This window comes from Litoreibacter janthinus (assembly GCF_900111945.1).
Taxonomy (GTDB): Bacteria; Pseudomonadota; Alphaproteobacteria; order Rhodobacterales; family Rhodobacteraceae; genus Litoreibacter; species Litoreibacter janthinus.
Genome location: NZ_FOYO01000001.1, coordinates 1,104,622 through 1,125,894 on the forward strand (window position 1 = coordinate 1,104,622; position 21,273 = coordinate 1,125,894).

14 protein-coding genes and 1 pseudogene are annotated in these 21,273 nt (G+C 52.3%); 10 read left to right on the forward strand and 5 right to left on the reverse strand.

The features are described 5' to 3' along the window. The first annotated feature begins 478 nt into the window (after positions 1-478). The 6 genes from BM352_RS05590 (at position 479) to BM352_RS05610 (ending at position 7,924) form a co-directional block, all read left to right on the forward strand. A complete protein-coding gene (locus BM352_RS05590) occupies positions 479-1,654 on the forward strand; it encodes an N-acetyltransferase DgcN family protein (protein WP_090213586.1) in 1,176 nt (391 codons plus the stop codon). Next, a complete protein-coding gene (locus BM352_RS05595; protein WP_090213588.1) occupies positions 1,651-2,772 on the forward strand; it encodes an alanine/ornithine racemase family PLP-dependent enzyme in 1,122 nt (373 codons plus the stop codon). Before BM352_RS05590 ends, BM352_RS05595 begins: the two co-directional genes overlap by 4 nt. Before the next feature lie 109 nt (positions 2,773-2,881). Then, positions 2,882-3,013, forward strand: a complete 132-nt coding sequence (locus BM352_RS19205; RefSeq protein WP_281245103.1) for a hypothetical protein — start codon at positions 2,882-2,884, stop codon at positions 3,011-3,013. A gap of 102 nt (positions 3,014-3,115) precedes the next feature. Next, positions 3,116-3,394: a hypothetical protein gene (locus tag BM352_RS05600; protein ID WP_090213592.1), complete on the forward strand. Its 279-nt coding sequence runs from the start codon at positions 3,116-3,118 to the stop codon at positions 3,392-3,394. A 1,129-nt stretch (positions 3,395-4,523) separates the two neighbouring features. Further along, the gene (locus BM352_RS05605) at positions 4,524-6,938 is read left to right on the forward strand and encodes an IPT/TIG domain-containing protein (protein ID WP_175500627.1); all 2,415 of its coding nucleotides are present in this window, start codon (positions 4,524-4,526) and stop codon (positions 6,936-6,938) included. 14 nt (positions 6,939-6,952) lie between these two features. Next, positions 6,953-7,924, forward strand: a complete 972-nt coding sequence (locus tag BM352_RS05610) for a hypothetical protein (protein ID WP_090213596.1) — start codon at positions 6,953-6,955, stop codon at positions 7,922-7,924. Between the two features lie 654 nt (positions 7,925-8,578). On the opposite strand, the gene BM352_RS19210 is transcribed toward BM352_RS05610, so the two are convergent. Continuing rightward, positions 8,579-8,701, reverse strand: coding sequence for a hypothetical protein (locus BM352_RS19210; protein ID WP_281245104.1), 123 nt, complete (start codon positions 8,699-8,701; stop codon positions 8,579-8,581). A gap of 783 nt (positions 8,702-9,484) precedes the next feature. Between BM352_RS19210 and BM352_RS05615 the strand changes: the two genes are divergently transcribed. Further along, positions 9,485-11,623, forward strand: coding sequence for a Hint domain-containing protein (locus tag BM352_RS05615; protein WP_090213598.1), 2,139 nt, complete (start codon positions 9,485-9,487; stop codon positions 11,621-11,623). A 133-nt stretch (positions 11,624-11,756) separates the two neighbouring features. Here the strand turns inward: BM352_RS05615 and BM352_RS05620 are convergent, their stop codons facing one another. Together BM352_RS05620 and BM352_RS05625 are read right to left on the reverse strand one after the other, a co-directional pair. Further along, positions 11,757-12,383 (reverse strand): hypothetical protein, encoded by a 627-nt coding sequence (locus BM352_RS05620; protein ID WP_090213600.1) that lies wholly within the window; start codon positions 12,381-12,383, stop codon positions 11,757-11,759. Positions 12,384-12,522: 139 nt separating this feature from the next. After that, positions 12,523-14,073 carry an RNA-directed DNA polymerase gene (locus tag BM352_RS05625; RefSeq protein WP_090213603.1) on the reverse strand — a complete coding sequence of 517 codons (1,551 nt, stop codon included), beginning with the start codon at positions 14,071-14,073 and terminating at the stop codon, positions 12,523-12,525. Between the two features lie 667 nt (positions 14,074-14,740). Here BM352_RS05625 and BM352_RS05630 point away from each other — a divergent pair. Beyond that, positions 14,741-15,097 carry a hypothetical protein gene (locus BM352_RS05630; RefSeq protein WP_090213605.1) on the forward strand — a complete coding sequence of 119 codons (357 nt, stop codon included), beginning with the start codon at positions 14,741-14,743 and terminating at the stop codon, positions 15,095-15,097. Between the two features lie 531 nt (positions 15,098-15,628). Here the strand turns inward: BM352_RS05630 and BM352_RS05635 are convergent. Beyond that, positions 15,629-16,096, reverse strand: coding sequence for a YbjQ family protein (locus BM352_RS05635; protein ID WP_245780921.1), 468 nt, complete (start codon positions 16,094-16,096; stop codon positions 15,629-15,631). A gap of 1,581 nt (positions 16,097-17,677) precedes the next feature. Between BM352_RS05635 and BM352_RS19285 the strand changes: the two are divergent. Then, positions 17,678-17,851: pseudogene (locus BM352_RS19285) on the forward strand (HNH endonuclease signature motif containing protein); the annotation flags it as partial. Positions 17,852-18,257: 406 nt separating this feature from the next. Beyond that, complete coding sequence (locus BM352_RS05650; RefSeq protein ID WP_090213616.1) at positions 18,258-18,923, forward strand: recombinase family protein; 666 nt, start codon at positions 18,258-18,260, stop codon at positions 18,921-18,923. 1,755 nt (positions 18,924-20,678) lie between these two features. Here the strand turns inward: BM352_RS05650 and BM352_RS05670 are convergent. Continuing rightward, on the reverse strand, positions 20,679-21,086 hold the full coding sequence (locus BM352_RS05670; protein WP_090213624.1) for a WYL domain-containing protein: 408 nt from the start codon (positions 21,084-21,086) through the stop codon (positions 20,679-20,681). Between the last annotated feature and the right edge of the window lie 187 nt (positions 21,087-21,273).

The window sequence follows — 21,273 nt, forward strand, 5'->3', positions numbered from 1 at the left end:
GATGAGTGTCCGCGATCTTAGCAGCAAAGCATGGCTCGCTATCGTTGCAATTCCAGCGCAAAGAGACTACCTACACGGTACAAAAGTTGTGGTCTTCTGCGGCCTGGGCGCATCGCCAGCCAGAAACGACCACGATCTTCTATCATGAAAATTGAACTGTCACATCCTCTTGGAAGGATCTGATGCTTGGAAAGTTGCCGATGTTATTGGGCACGACAACACCGCTTGTGATGTTCGCCCATCCCCTTCCAAAGGCTGGATGGAACGATGGGTTTCAGGCAGGCAGCTATGCGCGTTTCACCAGAAAGAATGGTGTGTGACGCCTTAGGTTTACAGCCTGCAAACCCACTGCACTGCGACGGGAACGTACAATGGTTTGCGCAGCCTCACTAACTATGCGCGATACGGCAACTCCGGCTTCAACAAACGATGGCGACGACGGCTTCGTCCTCAGCGAGCCATCAAAAAGGGAAACACTATGAACACCGAACTTGAAACGCGAGACACTATCCGTCGTCCTGTCAGAGGTGCGCAAGCGCCGTCGCTAAAACCCAAAGCTCAAATCACTTTGCAGCCAACAGCTATAGTCTATTGCGAAGGCAACTTTGCCGAAGTCGACGGCAAGACAGCCAACGGCCTTGTGCGTCATTCAGAGGCCTACCGAATTCTATCTGTCATCGATAGCAATCACAGCGGCGGCGACAGTGGGTTGGTTCTCAACGGTCCTATCAACAATATTCCTATCTTTGAAAACCTAGATGCCGCTGTTGCTCATGAAGCCGTTTTGCCCGATACCTTTATCTATGGGATGGCACCCTCGACAGGGCGACTTTCGCACGATGATCGCGGTGTTGTACTGGATGCAATCGCACTTGGTATGAACATTGTCAGTGGCTTGCATGAATATCTGAGCGACGACGCTGAGATAGCGCGTGCAGCATCAGCAAGACATGTCACCGTCCGCGACATCCGCAAACCTAAGCCCAGCAAAGACATGCGCTTGTTTGATGGAAGTGTCGCAAGTGTCGATGCGCTACGCATCGCGGTTCTCGGGACCGATTGCGCCATCGGAAAACGGACGACCGCAACGGTTTTGGCACGTGTTTTAAACGCAAACGGCATCAAGACTGTGCTTGTTGGCACCGGCCAGACGGGTTTGATGCAGGGTGCAAAATATGGTGTGGCCATGGACGCTGTACCGCCGCAGTTCTGCTGTGGCGAACTTGAGGGCGCGATTGTTGCGGCTTCAGATGTAGAACAACCCGATGTCATTTTGATCGAAGGTCAAGGAGCGCTAAGCCATCCAGCGTTCTGCACATCAGCCTTTATCCTTCGCGGCAGCCAGCCGGACGCTGTGATCCTTCAGCATGCACCCAATCGCACCCATCGCTGTGATTTTCCCAATATGCCAATGCCCACACCTGCTAGTGAGATTGCGCTAATAGAAGCCTTTGCTGATACCAAAGTCATTGGGGTCACACTTAATCACGAAGGCATGTCCGATGCCGAGATCACAGGCACGATCGCTGATCAAAGCGAAAAACTGGGCCTGCCCGTGACCGACGCGCTCAGCCGGCCAGCGGCGCGTCTGCTTTCTATGGTTGTTACCGCCTATCCCAGTTTGCAGCATGGAACACCCATGGCTGTGACATGAGTTGCCCGCGCGTAGAAGTGGATCTGCGCAAGATTCGCCATAACACCCGAACTATTGTTGGGCGGTTGAACGCGCGTGGCATCTGTGTGAATGGGGTGACCAAGGCGGTGGCCGGACATCCAGCCATCGCCAGGGCCATGCTGGACGGCGGCGTTACGGGCCTTGCTGAGGCGCGATTACGCAATGCGCAGAGATTACGTAAAGCTGGTATAACATGCCCGATCACCCTGATCCGGACACCAATGCTGAGCCAAGCCGGTGAGGTCGTAAAAATCTGCGAGGCAAGCTACAACACTGAGATAACTGTGATCGCGGGTTTAGCCGCTGCTGCGATCCAGCAGAGCAAGGTTCACGGCGTAATCCTGATGGTCGAGATGGGCGATCTGCGTGAAGGTATCATGCCACAAGACCTTTACCATATTGCACAGCAAGTGGTGGATCTGCCCGGTGTCGCGTTGGAAGGCATTGGAGCAAATTTTGCATGTCTCAGCAATTTTGCACCTGACGCTGCCAAGATGCAAAGCCTATCCACCCTTGCCAACGACATTGAGGGGCAGTGTGGCCGTTTCCTTCAAACGGTCTCCGGGGGCAATTCCGCAAACCTGCCTTGGGCGCTCGCAGGACATGCCACTGGTCGTATCAACCAACTGCGGCTGGGCGAAGCAATACTTCTGGGTGTTGATCCTGTCTCTGGGAGCCAGATCGATGGCATGTATCGGGATGCCTTTACGCTCGTTGCCGAAGTCATTGAGACAAATACCAAGCTTGTGTGTCCAACCGAGATATTTGCCGATCTGGACCTGTCAAAACGCCGCATTGCGCCAAACAGTGGACATGGCACACGCGTAATCCTCGCCATCGGGCAACAAGACACGGATATTTCTGGTCTTTCACTACCTCCCGGAAGTACGTTGATCGGTGCTACAAGCGATCATCTTGTCATTGGTATCAGACGTGCGGCTCCACTCGTTGGTTCAGATATGCGGTTTCAAATGAACTATGGAGCGTTGATGCGCGCCACTGCAGCCCCGGATGTTCAGACATATCTGCGCAACGACCGACCAGCGCCAAACCCGCGCCATGCGCGTGACCCAAACAAACACCTGACATTGGTTTGAATTATCTTGTTCAGACATACTTGGGTGGACCCAACGAGGAGAATGCCAATTGGCAAAATTAATAAAGACAAGTGTGTTTAGAACGCAAATTCCTAAAGCGGAAACGTCGATGGACAAGACATCTCGTATCGTCCGGAATATGCTCGACGAAGAAGCTGAACAGCGACAAGTCAAGATCGACCGTCTTCGGAAAGCGCGCCTTGAGAAAGAAGCAAACACGCAAGGGAAGCCATCCGCCTAGCGCAAGGGAAGTTCACCTATAGCTGTTACGAAGCTGTGAAACTGCTGCTGCCCAGCGGTTTCAAGCTGCGATCATGCTACGAAAAACACGATGGATCGAACCATGTCGAACTCAGACGGGAGCGAAACAAAAACTCACTACATCTGCCAAACATATGTGGAGCACAAAACCGGGCATGATCGGGAAACAAGCCTGAAAATTGACAATCAATTTCAATATTCGACGGCTTCTGAGGTGCAGAATAGGGCCGAGAGGGACGCACAGTCCGAAAATTGCGTGGGTGCTGATGCTTATTTGGTCATTGAAGATCCAGGCAGTGGCGAAGTCGGACTACCAAGTTTTCTCGTAAGGCTTGGTGATGTCCCAGAGTTTGATGATTAATAGAACTTGGCATCTGGCCTAGGATCTGCTCACGCTCTGTACCTCGAACGCGACCCAGAATCATACAAAACACACCTTTTGGGTGCCTGTAGAAAAGTCGCTCCACGCCGGTGGAGTGCGTTCGTTAGAAAACGAAACCTGGCGCAACCGAGGCGAAATGCAACGTAATCCCACGTTTCAGGCGTTAACAGCTTCAGGGCCTCGCTTCTGCAGCGAATGTCTCCTTTGATCGTCCGCATCGCAGCATGCTGACTTAAGCGCGAATGTCGGCTTTGGGCCGATGGCAGCTGTTAACCCACGCCGCCCGTTGCTTCAAATAACACCGTTGTCCTCTCTCAGGACAACGGCATCAAATGGAAGAGAAGGAAAGGTTGGCATCGCCAATCGCGTTTGGCAGATCAATGCAGAGGTGACCTTGGTAGTGACGAAGCCAGCACTTTGTAAATTTAGGAGATCCAAGCTATGAAAGGCTTTTGGCAGACGGTCCTGTCGCAGGCCTTTTTTCCGGTCAGGAAGAGACAATTCTCTTTGCAATTAATCTATAGAATTGCCGTAGACGGCGAACGTGTATGCACACCGAAGTTGCCCTTTCTTAGTCGTTTATTACATCGCGGTTCGATCAATCGTTGCCGCTGCTGGCCTGAGTGAATTGAAGTCCATCAAAGGGTCGGTTCACCGGTTCGGTCCGCTATGATCCTACTCCACTGGATTGTTCCGATACTTCGAGCGATGACACGAATTCCTTGCGTCGACCCCGCGATAAGAAACTGAGTACATGACATAAAAGGAGATCGTGTGGAGGATTTCGTCTTTAAGAGAATGAGCACATTTCAAACACAAGATAGAACCGTCTTCACTGGTTGATAGCAACTGTCTCCAGACTAAAACTGCGAACCTTGCGTCTGAACCGCAGCCCCTGTCTGTGGCCCAACGACTAACGCATGGCAATTTGCGGATGCTTGATCGGCACATCTCCATGACGTAGGGTAAAGTATATACTTTTTATAGCATACTTCTTTTTTGGAAAAGCATGGAACAGGATTTTCAACCGATTCCGCCCGATTCTTGTGGTCCGCGACCTGCCCAATGGCTCTTTGACCCCAAAGCGTTTGCTCTTTTCGTGACAACCGTGTCCAAGGCGCGGGCATCAAGCGAGACGTGCAGTGACCTACCGGTTGCAGAACTCAGGCCCCGTATCGCTTGTGCCCCAGCGTTGTTGGAACAGGCCCATGCAGCGCTTGATGGCAATCCCACCGCGGCCAGAAAATTGCGCTTCACCCTTGCCAAATTTGACGGTGCGACGATCCCGACGGCCATTGGAGTCTGGGCGCTAACGACCGACATCGGCGCGATCAAGCTGTCCAAGCGTAAGCGCATGCGGCTAAGCAAAGCGCAATCTAGCTTACCTTTGCTTGTTTCTTTCGAAGCACTTGAAACAGTTCTGGCCGCTACAGTGTACGTGTCCCGTACCCGGCGCGAGCTTGCCACCTATTTGGGTGGCCTGCGTCTGGCGCTTCAGGGGCTGGACGAGATGCAGCACCTGTTTGTGCTGGCCCTGAATTGTGGCGGAGGCGATCAATTTGCGACCGCTTTTGACACGGCCGTGCACGCGTTATCCTTTGAGCCGGGCGGCTTGCCGATGTCGTACCCGCCGCTAGGAGGCGCCCCGTGGTTCGACTGGCCGCCGCAATCGGGCCTTCCGGGAGAGTTTCCCACGCCTGGGTTGGGCTCACAACCGTTGCCGACAGAGATCCCGCGTTTGACCCGACTGACCGACTATTTCGAGCGCTGTCTGACCAACAATCTGATCCCGGAAATGCACCGACGCGGGATCGGTTTTGTCGACCTGATCACTAACAGAAGTGGCGCTTATCAGATCACCGACATCACTCCTGAAGCGGTTTGTCCGCGCACGCGAATCACCATTGACGGAAACAACTTCAACGGCGCGGCGGAGGTTCGCTTTGTTGATGCTTCTGGCGGCACAGTCTCCGCGGTACCGGTTTCAGTCACCGACTCGCAGATCGTGGTCGAAGTGCCCTTGGACGCGCGGTCCGGCCCGATCTGGATCCACGTTCCCATCTCAATGACACTATGCCTGACAACGCTTACAATGACGCGTCCGGGTACGCCCGGCGAGATTGAAATCGGTGCACCAGTCATCCATCATTTCGGCCCGCAGAGCGGGCTGGACTGCATCGCGATGTTCAGTTCTGTCGATCTAAGCTGGGTCGTGAGCCCCGCCGACGTTGAGGTTACCGTGTTCATTGTCGACCCGATCGGCAACCGGCGAGAGGTGGAAACGGCTGGGCCTGCACGCGGCAATTTTGTTTTCTTGCCCGATCAGGTCGGCCCATGGACGTTCGAGATATTTGCCAATCATTCAACGCTGCCATGTGGTGTTGAGGCACAGTCGCGCACGCTGAACGTCGCACTACGCGAGCATGCGAATTTCACGATCGCGGCTATTGAACACACACAGGCCATTCAGGTCTTTTCGCTTGAAGACTCGCCGCCAGAGCCTAATAACGCGATACCGTTGACGGCAGGTATGGACACTGTCTTGCGCGTCTATTTGCGGGCGCATCCCTCGCCCACCGGGCCATCCGTTGCCCGCTGCACAGGGACGGTGACCATGAACGGCAACACATATTTTCCGATGAACGATGACGAAAGGCTCGCGGTCAACAGCTTTATTATCGCGTCCGAAGAACCTTCGCGCGACAATACTAACGATTCCCTGAATTTCCTGATCCCGGCTGCGGATGCTATGGGTGCGGCAAACGAAGCCGTAGTTGAAATATTCAACACGCAAACCTGCCGTACTATCACGCGGGCGCAGACCGAGATCCTGACTTGGTTGGACCGACCGGTTCTGCCTGTCACGATCAGACGGATCGCCGAAAGCGGGGCAGACCCGGTGGATGGCGCCGGACCGGACCGGGCCGTCATACCGGCTGAAGCGCTCAGACTTGTGAGAGATGCCTTTCGTATGTTGCCTAGTCCGCGGACAAACATCGTTTTCCACCCGGGTGTTTTCCAACTGAACGCAGCTACGGCTGAAGACAACTACTGCCGCGAAGGCGGGCACTATCAACTGGCCCTGTCGGTGGCGGCTGAACACAACGACAACGAAGGCTATCCGCCGACAGGCCACCATACGCGAAGTTGGCTGGGCCTCTTCATGGGGACAGGTTGCGGCGTTCCCGGGATGATGGCGTGGCCCGCAACATCGACCTGCATTTCGGAGCGCAACCGCGTCACAATTGCGCATGAACTGTTGCACACGATCGGACTTGGCCACACCAAGACCACGGCTGGCGAAGATTGCGAAGCTGTTTTCCAGCCGGTGGCATGCCATTTCATTCGCGATGCGGACGGCAACGACACCAACGGCACGCTTTTGCACGTTGGCTTTGACATCGACGGTAACAGCGCCATCCCTGTTGCGGCAGATATCCAGTCCTATCGCACCGATGTGCGGCTATGGACTAGCGCGCAGCATTACCTTTTGGCACGCGACCTTCTGGACACCCGATATTAGGGAATTGGGCAATCATGACTTCATCGTTCATCTACCTCGAGGGCATTTTGACTGAAGCGAACCAGTTTGAACTGGGTCGTAACTTAGAGACTCGCATGGTTGATCCGGCGTTTCGCGATCAAGGCGCCCAACACTTTGGCGATCAGATGGCAGAGTTGACCTTGTCGACCGCCAAGGGCCGACCGCTGGTGACATCCACCTGTGCGGTCAATATACCGGCGGGATGCAGCTCGACTACGCCCTTTGCTGGCATCGGGCTGATCCGGGCGGCAATTGCGCACCATCCTAACGCGCGTCTGATTTCGTTGCGCCATAAGGGTGCGAAGCTCTTTCAAGGTGCGGTGGCACGCAACAGGCCGATTGCGCGTGTAAAGGCTTTCAGGGCCGATACCAAAACCGCGTCGTTTGATTTGGAAAGACCAAGCTTATCGCAGGCGACTATTTGGGCTGATCTGTCCGATGGCAAACGGGTGCGCGCTCCAGCCGTACTGACAAAAGCGGGGCGCTGGCAGGTCGATCTTTTGCCACTTGCGGGTGTTGAGCACGCGACACTGATAGCAGAGGTCACGCACAGGTTTCGCACAGCGGAAGTGTCCTGCGGGCAGGTTAAACTGGCCAAGGCCGTGGTCAACGGCCTGATTATCGAACCGGCAAACGGGGCTGCAATTCCTCTTGGTCGTCGGATCAGCCTGGTGGGCAACCTGTTTGACCAGAACGGGCGCGAGATCGACTGGGTCACGGGCAACTACGCTTGGCGGATGAACGGCAAAGTTCTGGATGATTGTGACTGTCGGATGGTTGCTTGGTCCACGGACAAGCCCGGCGAGCATCGGTTAGAATTGGTCGCGAACTCAAAGGCAAAAGGCGTACGAGTTCTGGCCGCAGCCAATTTTCAGGTCAACAAGATGACCGAAGGCCAGGCCGAGCTTTTTGAATTGCTAAAGGCGCGGACGGCACCGGCCGCGGGCTTTACATCCGAAAGATGAAGCCGCGCAGAGAACGAAATTGAGACGCATTTATCGCAATTCGTTACAAGCATGCATAAAACGTCAGTAAGGCCGATACCAGAGTGCCTATGAAGGGTGCCCCATTTTCAGGGTACGCGAACTTGCACGAGGTCTTCTGCTTAATCCGCCGCGCCACGACCAATCGCGATCCGGAAGAAACTCAAGCCGAGCGTCGTACCCCCGTCGACCATTCGACCCTTAGTAATTGGGTGACAAGATATGCCTCGATTTTGGGCGAAGTCGCACATAAGCGAAAGGCTTAGACGACGTCTTCCTGACGGCTGAATAAGACTTTTGTGACGCTGCGCGATGACTGACACAACGTCTATCCAGCTGTTGACCACACAGCCATCTAGCGGCTGGTTTGATGTGCGCTGAACGTTTGCTGTAAACGGCGGCTTTTCGGGTTGCGATTGCAGCATCTTGAACATGGGACGACGGTCCGGAAAGGGGCGTCCGTGCTTCTACAACGTATCGAGAAGTGGCAGATGCTGCGCCGCATCCGAGGTCTGATTAGAGCCCATTTTCACCGATGCTGCAGCTTGCATGAAAGGCAGCTTTCAGCAAAAAAACCAGGCTTCCCAATCCTCCTGAAAGCAACTCCAAGAGTGCGTTCGGGAGCCGACTTAGTCGTCACTCGCCAAGATCAAGCTTTGCACGCTCCGCCGCGATGGCTTTGTCATGTGCGCTGAACAGGCGTTTTGCCTTATCGCTCAGAAATCGGCGTTTGGCGGGGCGATGAGCTTCTGTAGTCATATCACTTTCAATTCATTTCATTAAGGCACATTCAAGGAAAGCGTAACTCTTAGTCGAAAATTGGACCGGTTAAAGGTAATGGGTGGCCAAATCGGGGTTTTGAATATTAAACTGTAATCCGATCTTTCTCGCACACGATTGGACAGTTCATTCGGTTGGTGCGGTCCAAGAATTGACCTCAACAATGATCAATCCGCTGGGGCTCTCACCCAAACCATTTGACATGCGCCGCTCGACGGAAAGGACGCGAGTCTTCTTGGTCGACATTGCTCATAATTGGCGCCCTTATTGAGCGCTTAGGAAGTGAAGGGAAAACCCCTGTTTCCAGGAAAGTACAGAACACTGGTTTGCCCAACTCAGAAGCACACCAAACGAAGCCAGTAGGATTACGCAACTCAGGGCGGTTGTGGAGAGCAGCATGATCTAAGCTCTTCAAACACTGTGCTGGCAGTTCGCAGATCACTCCATTTGGCAAAGGAGAAAAGTCGTGAGTTTGCGACGTTACGCTTTGTAAAGGAGACGACCTCTCAAACATCTTGACGGACTCGCATCTGAGATGCCGGTGCGCTCGCAATGGATTTCAGCAGCAAACCCAAACTGCCGACGGTGCCGCCGAAAGCATATCCCTGAAGCATAAGTTACCCCACGTCAGAACCCATTCAGGACACATTTTACACCAATTATCGCCGGTTTATTCGCGCTTCTGTCTCCTCAACAAGTAACTGAAACTTGGTCTACAAATTTTGCGCATTCAATGCGTGTGAATGAGGAAAAGAGCAGACAATGGCCGTTTACGACCTTTCTTTTTATGATGTAGACGCGGATACCATTTTTTCGCATACGGTAGGCGCGACGTCCACCTATACAGGACCGGCATCTGCTGCTGGTGACGCCACGATCACCGACAATGGTGCAGGCATTGACGGGCTAACCCTCGAAGATAGCAAGAAGGGCGAGACGGCGACTGCCACTACGACACTGAATGGCGTTACGGTAAGCGGCACTGGCGTAGATGCGGAACGAAGCTGGACGGTGCGTGATACCGTGACCGGCGAAGAGTTCCAAGTCATCCGCTTTCGAATTGATTCCGGGGCCAATGCTGGCAACTACACTCTTTCAGAACAGCCGTTGGTTGTGGGTCGCGCTTATGAAATAGTTAACTACGACAAGGACCCGGATGCAGGTGCTGGCGATCCAGTTCTGACCTACTCAGAGTATGTCCCTGAATCTGACGGGGTTGTGGACGGCACAACTGGCGACGACACTATCGATGCCACGTATACCGGCGACCCGCATCAAGACATGGTTGACGGCAACGATGCACCGGGGGTAGCGGCGCCAACAGCTTCGGAGTTCAACTGGACTGATTACACCGACGAGCAAGACCTACGAGGCGGGGTATCACAAGACACTGGCGGGATTACCGTCAACGTCACCTACTCTGACGTCCAAACTAACGAAGAGTTTTCGGCAGAACTCAGTGGCGGGACAGATGCGATCTATGTCGCGCCAGGCGAGCCTTTCAACACAAATTCGGCCGGTTATATCTTTGCGAACGGCAGCGCGGATAACACCACGGTCACAATGGATTTCTCGGCCAATACGGGTTCGGGGTTCGAAAACGAAGTAGAAAATGTCAGCTTTCGTATCAGCGATATTGACGGACTGAACGACGGGTCAAATAACTTTCTGGATATCGTTACCGTCCGTGCATTTGACGCCGATGGAAACGAAGTTCCTGTCGTCATAACAGGTGGTAGCAATCACACCGTAACCGGGAACACAGTTACTGCAAGTGCCTCCAATGGCAGTGCTGGTGACGAAAGCGGGTCAGCTCTATTCGAAATCGCCGGCCCAGCATCGCAAATTGTCATTACTTATGACAATGGCGGTACAACTCAGCAGGCTGTCTACCTCTCAGATGTGCACTTTGACTCTGTTCCGTTAGGGGCCGACGATGACGTCATAAACGCGGGTGACGGAAATGATACGGTCTACGCCGGGTATGGCGACGACACGGTCAACGGCGACGCTGGCAATGACATACTTGATGGGCAATCCGGCAATGACACACTGTCGGGTGGCACAGGAAACGACACGCTCTTTATGGGGCAAAGCGACGTCGGTTCTGGTGATGATGGCGATGACACTTTTCTAATCGACGGAGCGCAGTTGAACGGCGGCTCTATGACCATAGTAGGTGGCGAGGGCGCTGAAACTGCTGGAGACACGCTGGATTTCAATGGCCAGCTGGTACTGGGCTCGATTGTCTACACTGACCCGACGACCGCCATCGGTCGAGAGTCAGGCACCGCCACTCTTTTGGATGGAACTACTGTCACATTCTCTGAGATCGAAAACATCATCTGCTTCGTCAGCGGAACAGATATCGAAACCCCATACGGCCCCCGCAAGATCGAGCAGCTTAGGGCTGGAGATCTGGTCCTTACCCGCGATTGCGGCCCGCAGCCGATCCGTTGGGCCGGGAAACGCACAATTAAGACGACTCCGACAACTGCACCTATCGAATTCATGCCAGGGACCGTTGGAAACACGTCACGTCTTCTTGTTTCACCGCAGCACCGCATGCTCCATACCGGCTATCAAGCGGAGCTCTATTTTGGCGCTTCGGAAGTGCTCGTCGCAGCCAGCCACTTGGTCAACGGCCGAGATGTTGTCCAATGCGAAACAGGGATCGTTACCTATCATCACTTCGTCTTCGACGATCATCAAATCGTAAGCGCAAACGGGGCAGCGAGCGAAAGCTATCATCCGGGCGCATACAGCTTACCAGGGCTGCATGATAAATCCCGCCAAGAACTATTCGAGGTTTTTCCAGAATTGCGAGTGAACCCGATCGCCTACGGCAGATCCGCACGCTTGTCAGTCAAAGGGCGGCTGGCACCGTTATTGGCTGCATAACTTCTCGAAGCCAGGGATTGGGGCGGTTGTCATAAATGACGGGTTGACGTTTGCAACCAGACCGAAAACTCCGGATGACCGCTTTGAGCCCATCTTGACCGATGCTGCTACGCAGAAACTCCACTGATTTAAACTATGCCGAAAGTTTGCTTAATAAGTTCTCGTCGAATGGCTGATTTACCATTTTGTCATTGGGATGCGCGGCAAGCCACTCCGCAAAAACCCTCTTTGGACGGGCTTCGCCCTCCATGCCCCAATCGTGAGCATTTGGGTTTTCAACACTTGGGATGAGGTCTCCGCCGAGCACAGGCGAATGGGAATAATAACAGCCATACAATCGTTCGGCCTCAATTCCGTCCGCAACGAACTGGTTATGGAAACTTTCGTCCATCTCTCGCCCCACATCTTCCATCCATCGCGTAATGGCATGATATGCCGAAAGGTCGTCTCTCGAGCCAATTTCGGCATATACTGCTGTGAGAAAACGAAACTCTTGTTCTTCACTTAGCGGCTTCCAACTCAGAGAAGTCAAAAAATCCTCAAGTTTCGGTAGCATCTCAAAGTAGTTCAGGTCTGGGCTTTCAAGGTAGGCAAATTCATCCGCGTAAAACCCATTGCTCATTAATCCTTCAATGACCGACGCGACTTCTGCGGAGTTTACATTTCTAAGGTTCGTTTCGGACGTTGGACGGAAACGTGCAGCCAATCTCAGCAATCGAAAGTGAGGCTCGTCGAATACTTTCATCTCGCCTTTCGCCATGATTGTCCTGCTGGTTTGAGTTTCTTTCTGCTTGGTGCAGACACTGTCGCAAACAATGAGATGATGCAACGGAAACGAACGGCAGCTGAGTCCCGCAAAACTGCCATTCAGATCAATACGAAATGTCCGAAGAGAAAAACTATATCGAAGACGCGATGAGGGAGTTGATTTCCGAATGGCCACGCCACGCTTTTTTCATCACGGATTTGTCCGCTCCAACGAAGAATTGTCCAGAATACAGGATTGCAGCTTTGATGTATGGCGAAGTATTATCATACATCTCCCGCACACTTCGCTTGTCTTGTACTCGACCGAATTTGGCAACAAATATTGCTGAAATCGCTCGTGTTGGGTCGCCGATGCGACCATCCTGAAGCCAGTTTAGGGCGTGCTGGACTGTAGAGTTTTCCACGGCTTCGCAAGACATCACCCCAGCAAGGTAATACATCCGTTGGTAATCCAAGTGGAATCCGTTTGCGCGAATCAAACCCTCTATTCGCTGCCTAACTTCGACGTTTTTCTTCGCGAAGTGATTAAGGTAGGAAAAGTAATGTCTTGTAAGATGAGGGCGCTCTACAAGCCCAGTAAACGCTCTTTCAATTCCATATTCATCTCCAACTGAGCGTAAATATGGCAAGCAGAAACGATCAATTTTCTCTTCGAGATCGGGTGTTTCGGCTTGGTAATCAAGGAGCGCACGGACGGCTAATAGCTCATCGTCGACGCCGTCGTACATCGCTACTTCTAGTTCGTCAGAATTAATCCAATCGCCCTGAAAGCCATAACCACCTTGTTCTACCAAATCCTTCGCGCCCGCAATCTCTGCTCTTGCTGCGTCGAACAATGTATCAATTTCTTTTTGCTCGAAGAGGAGAGTTCCTGATTCGATGATTTTTGTTTTAGTTGGGTTGAGATTCAAGCCAACTTTTCTCAGCTTCTCCACTAGCGTATTGAGGAATATTTTGGCCTCAAGTTCGGATTCAAAGCCTACATAAATATCATCAACGTATCGAGCAGACGGCAGGCCTTTCAATGCGCTTAGTCCGTCGATATCCGTCAGGTAGAAATTCCCAAGCACGTCTGAGGGAAAAACTCCTTGAATAATACCTTGAGAAACACTTTGCTTGAAGCTCGCGAGAACCTTTTCCAGTAGCCGAACGGACTCGGCTCTACATCCGCTTCCTTCTAAAGCATTGATAAGTGGGTGCTGAGGGAGTGTCTCAAAGAAATTTGCGACATCGCATTGAAGAATGAAACTGCACTCTCCACAAATTTGTTCGACCCTTTCTTGAAATGCATTCCAAGCATCGAAAGAAGGTGCGAAAAGACGTTGATCTTCGACAGATGGTACGTGGCTGAATGTTCGTCCCCTGTCCATCTGACCTTCCAATTGCGCGAGAATGTCTTCGACAAGCCCCTGATACAGAAGCCTGTCCTGAGGAATTAAGATGCTTCCCGGACGAGAAAGGATGCCTTGCTTGGGTACACTCATCTGAATCGGAAGCTGTGGCTCATAAACACCAGAACCGAGACTTGCCGAGAGTTGTTGAATTAACTCATCGCTCTTTTTCCGAAAGATGATGTCAAAGTGGGGAGCGAGTATGAAATCTGAACGATTATCAACAATAATATTCTGGACAGCTTTTGCCCAGTCGATTTCGCCAACAACTTTTTTGTCTAATCCGGGCACTTTTAAATACTACCTCTACGCAGTGAAGTTTTTTTCTGATCTGTTCCGATCATCGACAGATAGTGACAGGTTCAGACATCAATATTGCCATGCCTTCCCTGTATTATGCAAACGGGAGCTTTGAAAGCGCGGCATCAATGCGTTCTACGATGCTAAAAAATGTCCGGTAATGTCCGGTATTGGATATTAACCTGATCATTAACACCAATTTACACTTACGGCAGCTTTGAATTGCAAGGGTGCACACTAGCCTTCATATAGAGGATATGAAATTTATACCCTCGGAACCCGACCAAACCCATAAATGCCCTAACTGCGATGCGCATTACAGCGTACAGCACGGTGGCGACACCTTAGCCAGAGACCAAGACAGCGCAGTTTGCGGATGTTGTGGAGGGGTCATGGCAAGCTGGAACGCGACTTCATATCCGAAGTTTGAGTTGATAGGGGGTTGTCCCTAGTGACGTGGGAAACTGGCAAGGTTGAAATGACCTGTAACGGATGCAATACGGTGAGCGTGGTGCCGTACAAAGATTACCCCGAGAAGGACCGATGCGAGGTTAATTGCCCAAATTGCGGCGCGGTTTTGTATAGCGGTAAGAGTTCACGAGACTATGGAATTGCGGTTCTGAAGTCGGGTCGAGCCGAATAATAAAGGATCATAAATATGGTTGACGAAGAAGCCGACGCTGTTGTGAAAGCCGTCGAAGAAATAGCGACCAAGTATATTGACATGGAATTAACCCCAGCCGTCAGAGATCAAATTCTTGGCCACATTGACGCCCATGAGGCAATTTTACGGGCAATGTTCGAAAACCGAATGACAGTCGGTCCCAAATTGGGCGTGGCCGAGAACGAGGGTTATTTTTCGGGGAAAGTTGTCGGACTAACAGGGTTTGCCAAGATGGCGGTCGATCCTACAACGCGGGAAAGTTACGGGACGACCCAAATTCTAGAAAACGTCCGCCACTTCGCCTATTCGGTACGCGGTCTGCTACCTGCACACGACGAACAGGGCGAATAGCACAAAAGGCGGAAAGTGGACATTCTCTGCAAGTGCGAACTAAACCGCGCGCCGAGCGGGAAGCGGTCTTTTGCTGCACTGACAACCAAAGTCTGCTATGCGCACTGAACTCTGCAAACTGAGCATCAACGCAGAGCTTTGCTGTTCTGTGCATCGCTTAGTAGCAGTTCAGCGCCCCACCTCCAGGACCAGCTCAACATGCACCGGACGGGTCACCGAGAGCTTCCTATTCCCTTCCTGAAGGCTGAGAGCCACGTAGAGAGTCACACAGCGCCATCACAGCCCTTAAGCTGGGGGCGCCCCTAGAGGGCACACAGAGAGACTCTGTACGGGCTTGTGAGGCGTCAGTTCGTTTGTCCCACAGACTTAGGAGAACACAGGCTTGCAAAGAGGATTGTGGACGCCACCCTATGCCACGCGACGGGCAGCATAGAACGTCCCAACATGTCGATGATTGACCGCGTGTAACGCCCAGCTCCCTAGGTTCAACACCACCTCACCATGCACCGAATTGTCCATCGAGAATAAGTTCTATTCCTCAATCACTACGGCAGTGCCAGAGGCTACAAGCAGCACCATAGCGGCCCCACCATCTCCTACCTGAGTGTAGTCTAAGTCAATGGCTATCACGGCATTAGCGCCTCTCTGGTGGGCCTCACGCTTGAGTTCGAGCAGGACGGTCTCGCGGGCATCTCTCATCGTGTCCTGAACGGCCTTCGAACGACCGCCAACAATGTTCCTGATAGATGCAAACAAGTCCTTGAAGATGTTCATGCCATAGGCGCACTCGGCAGTTATTACACCGAGGTACATTGAAATTGTGACGCCCTGAAGTGTGTGTGCAGTCACTACTAGAACAGCATCTATTTCGGCGTCGGCTTTTAGTTGTTCTTGGCTGGTTTCAGTTTGGACCCGTATATTTTCAGCTCGGTTGCTGTTGGTGCAGTCAACACATTGGCCACCATAACTCTTGGCATTCATTCGGTCTTGGAAACCCATCTCTTTCTTGCACTCAGAACAGTTCGGCATTTCTTACCTCGTTTTTACATGCCCACACGTTAGCCGTCTCAGAGATTGGACGCATCAAGATTGATCTCTTGAAAGCACTGGAGGATTACGACAGGGACACTCTCACCTAGTCATCAGGGATGTTGTGGGCCACCATCCAGACAAGCGTTATGTGACCATTGGGGCCTACGCTAGGGAAGGCTCAAAGGCCCAGCGCAGGGCATGTGTAGAGACCATGATGTGCAACACCAACTGCGTCGTCAGGTGGGCTAAAAAGGGCTGTTTGAAGGGACCGAAAGGACCTCTCAGCAGCCCGAACAGAGAAACTGGAAAAGAATTCAATAAAATCAATAGTGTAAGCCTGAAATTAGCCATTTAACCCACCCCTTAAGAAGAAGAGGCACTTGAATTCTTCGATCAGATTGAACTCAAAACGTCGCTCCCAGCCTATATAAGGGCTCCTGAAAGTTCATGCGAACAAGCATTGCCATTCATCATATCTTAATCAATCTCACATCAATGGTTCATGCTAACAGGCATGATCAACCCATGGCGCTGAACATAACGATCGCAACGCCGTGGCAGGAAACTAGGATGCGGGGATGTTGATGAGGTGATGATGCGTAATCATCCATCTTTGGGGTCTCCCCCGGCGCAAGCCGTATGAAGGTGTTCTTCATTTGACCAGCAATCGTTCAGTCCAGCTGCATGCCGCCGTGCTCAGTGCGAGAACATGAAGCCGTATAGGCGGCTGACGCCACTAGGTGGGTTGTGAGGCTTAATGATGATGGTGCTATCACCCTAGCTTGCTCGATTAGCTGCCCTTTAGGGTCACGTGAAGTTTTCCTTATTACATATACGGAGGCGGATTAGCCCCCTCGGGTGCTCTCGCTGCGCGATTCAGCCCTCCCAAGTTCACCCTCAACCACCCGATCAGCGTGAAGCGAGGAATAATTAAATAGTTTCAATGTCTTGATTGATTAACCCACCCTGCGAGGGGAGGTTAACCCACACAGTAAGAAGAACGAGGCTTTCTAGCCCTTCGATTTTGCCCCCCCAACAGCCATCATCAAAAGAGAAAATACCCATGCTCGAACAAATCCCGTGCGCGGGGTGTGAACAAACATTCGCGCCTGCCCGCAGCAATCAAAAATACTGCTCTCGCAATTGCCAGAAGAACGCAACACGCGGTCCTCGTAAGTTGGAGAACACCCGAATGACCGAGGTCCACTTCGCCCGCGCTACAGACCTTTCACGCATGATCTACTCGGCCGCCCCCTTCCAACGCCTTGGCGCAATGAAAGACATCTTGGGCCACGTGCCTCATGACAGCGGTCTCCGTCGCATCCTGACCGACCCCAGCTTGCTCAAAGAGCCCCCACGTCCAGATAACAGGCTGAACATTGCAAAGGCCGCAAGCGCATACACTAAGAAATTCTTTGGAGTCTCAATCGTCACCTACATCAAGCAAGTGAAAGAAGGGGCCGTGAACGAGGAGTTTGTGATATTGCGAGCGTGTCCCGTCGCGGCTCCGGTACGTGAACCTCGCGCCCCGCAGCGTTCGCCCATCACGTCGACCACATCATCCCTATCAGAAAAAGCGGAATGCACTCTCCTGAGAACTTGCAGGTAATCACCGCTACCGAGAATATGGTGAAGACGGACAAGTTGGGCATCGCTCAAGCATGCCGCCTTCGGCAGTGCAATCGCATCGCGTTCCGGCGCTATCGCATTGCCATGAAGTGATCCTCACAGGCTCCCTCAGGCGCTTCTCCTTCGCCTCGGCAATCACCCTCCAGCGGCCTTTCTCATGGCTTTCCTAGGAGCTCATTGGGGTGTGCCTGAAGGTGTTGGGGTCGGAATATTTTGCTGCACATTTCTGAGAAGCTTTAATTACTAATAGAGCCCGCAAAATACCCCCGTAGGCCCCCTCCGATCTCCACACATGAACCGATAAGGCACCTTTCTTCCTCCACACCGCACGGCAACAGCATCTTCATTCCCAGCGCAGCGCAGATAATGCGGGCGATCAGGCATGTGCTCAACCATGTGAGGGGGGGGGGAGGTGTTTCCCCTTTTTGTAACACTCACAACCACCGTTGACATTTGCAACAACCCCACCTAACTCTCAGTTTGAGTGAAGGAGATGACCATGAAACGCTATGTCACATACCGCCGTGTATCCACTGATGGACAAGGCAAGTCAGGCTTAGGCCTAGATGCTCAGGACAGGGACATACGGCTTTACCTCGAAGGATACAGTGACCAGCCTTTCGAGATCATCGGGGCCTTCACTGATGTTGCATCCGGTGCCAATGACCAAAGGCCAGAGATGACCAAGGCCCTCGACATGGCCCGCAAACATGGCGCTGAGTTGCTTGTCGCCAAGCTCGACCGCCTGTCACGCAAGGTGTCATTCATCGCTGGCCTTCTAGATGACCGTAAGGTGAACCTTCGGGTGGCCTCTATGCCTCACGCCGACAAGTTCCAACTACACATCTATGCCGCCCTCGCTGAGCAAGAACGAGAGTTCATCTCCATCCGTACCAAAGCGGCTTTAAAAGAGGCAAAGGAGCGGGGTGTGAATCTCGGCGGCATGCGCGATAAGACCATGAAGCGCAATGTGGTGACGCAGGAGAAGGCACTGGAACGGGCGCAGAGGGTGTCAGGCATCATCATGCCCCTCAGGGAAGCCGGAAAGAGTCTGCGAGAGGTCGCTGCTGAGTTGAACAAGGCGGGTGTTGGAACGGCCCGTGGCGGTGATTGGCAAGCCTCACAGGTTAAGAGGACAATCGAGAGGCTAGAGTCCCAAATATAAATTTCCCGAAGTGAATAATATATTTATACAAGTGAATGTGTTGGGGTGTATATCAGTCTTTTTCAGTGGTGGTTGCGGGCTAACGACACCTAGTTCGGAAAAGGTTTTAGCCGTACGCAGAAAAATCCACTAAGATGATGCGCAGGTTCTTTGAAGCGACGGGGGAATCACATAAAGATGTACTATCGAGCGCAGAAAATCGGAGTGGCGGCGGCTGTCATTGTTGCGTTTACATCATCACTGGCTGCCGAAAGCTCTTGTTCAGCAATGAACGGCAACGGTGATACTTGCTCTATCTCTTGCGCGACTGGCGAAGCAGCACAGTGTAAAAATACAACTGCTGCAAACCCACCTGTTTGCGTATGCGGTGGCTCAGATAGTTTGGGTTTTTTGCAAGGCTCTGACGCTTTACTGGGAAACGTTGGTCTGGGAAATCTAACAAGAAATGTTGGGTCAGATCATACTGGTCCACAGTTAACGATGGGTAAGAACATCGAGTGTTTTCAATGGTCTGGGTCCATTCCCAACAATCTAATTCTCAGTAATACTTGTAAGGAGCACATGGCAGCAGAAGTGTTGGTGCTTACAGGGCCGTACGCTGGAGCAACACGGGTCTATAGAATAAATCGAATGCAAAGCAGAAAGGTCAGATATGATGGATCAGCGCAAATCGAGAATGAAACCCCTCTCGAGTGCGAGCCTCCACTGATAACCTCGACGCAACCCATGTGTCTTTGGGGAAAAAACGTTGAGGATAAGATAGAAAAGAATACCTCTCAAAATGGCGATCAAACGCTCGTGAGATACAGGAACCGTACAAACAATTATGTTTTCATGGTCGTCAATATTACGAAGTATTTCGAGCTAGAAAACCCGCCCGACTTTTATACCTATACCATCAATTACACGCTGCCACCGGGGAAAAACTGGGGTATTGACGTGTTATTCAGCGACGAGGTCCATCCTACGAGGTATGAACTTCTGTCGGCCACACAAGACTCTAAATGATGCTAAGCAAAGAGCGCCAAATTCCGCCGGTGAATCAATTTATGCTCTGGCCCTGAGGTCCGAACTGACGGCAGTTGCCATCCACGAGGAAAGTTTGAAGCAAGTCAGAGGCTACGCGGAACATAATGTGGTAGGCTGCCCGCTGTTTTCGTGATGTGGTCAGGCTGTACGCGCTCAACTGAATCAAGCTGGACTTCGAATTCCGATGTAGGTAACACTTCACTACACTGATGTTGCCCACGTGAAATTACTTAATATGGTTATTAATCAGGCGCTTAGATTGACCGAAGGTGGGTGGATATAGTCTCCCTTCGTCTCCGCCACCATACGTTTCCGACGGAAAGCGCCTCAGGATCAAGTTCTTCTCCTTTATGCCCATGTCATCGTCAAATGCGGTGTCTTCCGCCTTTCGCTTAGCTTTGCTGTCGATTGGGAAGTGCTTGTCTCCGCTGTAGGCAAAACACTTCATCGGGCAGTTGGGTTTGACGACTTGCAAGTCGCTGGAGGAGCTGAAGGCCCGGTCGGTCAGTATGAGGTATGATGATGAGGCGGTGGCGCTTCGAAACCATAAGAAGGTTTATGAAGAACGCGTCTTTGCTATGATATCGTTGCCGCCGCTGTTCTCGCGCCTCTCCATCGTCCCAGTTATTATCCGCAGAGACGGACCGTTTCGAAGTGGCCGCAATGAATCACGCTGGGTTGCCGTGCCGGGCCGCGCGGGGTCGCGGATAATTTTCTAGGCGGGTGCTACTCGCAGATGTTCTCTTTGATAAAGCAATTGGAACCGATGCAACCGTCCCACCCCTCAAGTTTGATGGCCCGGGACTTTTCACTGAAGTCACCTTCGATGAGCTGAACAGACTTTATCTTATCAAATCTGAAAATCCGTTCTGACGCATAATCTCGGCCCTTGGTGCAACCTCGAGTTTGCCAACCATGCATGTACAGCTTTCCGTTATTACCGATTGCGACTTGGTGCACCTCCACGAGACGAGGAAGGCAGCCTTTGCTCGCGTCCTTGTCGTAGATGATCTCGACAACGCGGCCTGTTTTTGCCGCCTCGCAAAGAGGCGCTTGGTGTAGCGACTGAGCTTGGGATGATGACGAAACGGCAAAGAAGGCAATCAATGTGATTTCCAGATTTCCCAGTTTCATTTTTGGCACCTCTCAGGACTACTAGACTTGTCTGATCCTAGATCTAAAAACTGCCTTAGTCCCCGCAAAAATGCCGCCCGCTCAATCCAAGGAACTGCTGTAGGGCGGAGGGTGGCGAGAGTGAGGCGGTATCTTTAGGACGGTAGGATACATCTTCAGCCTTGGTTTCCTTGCTATAGCTGCACCG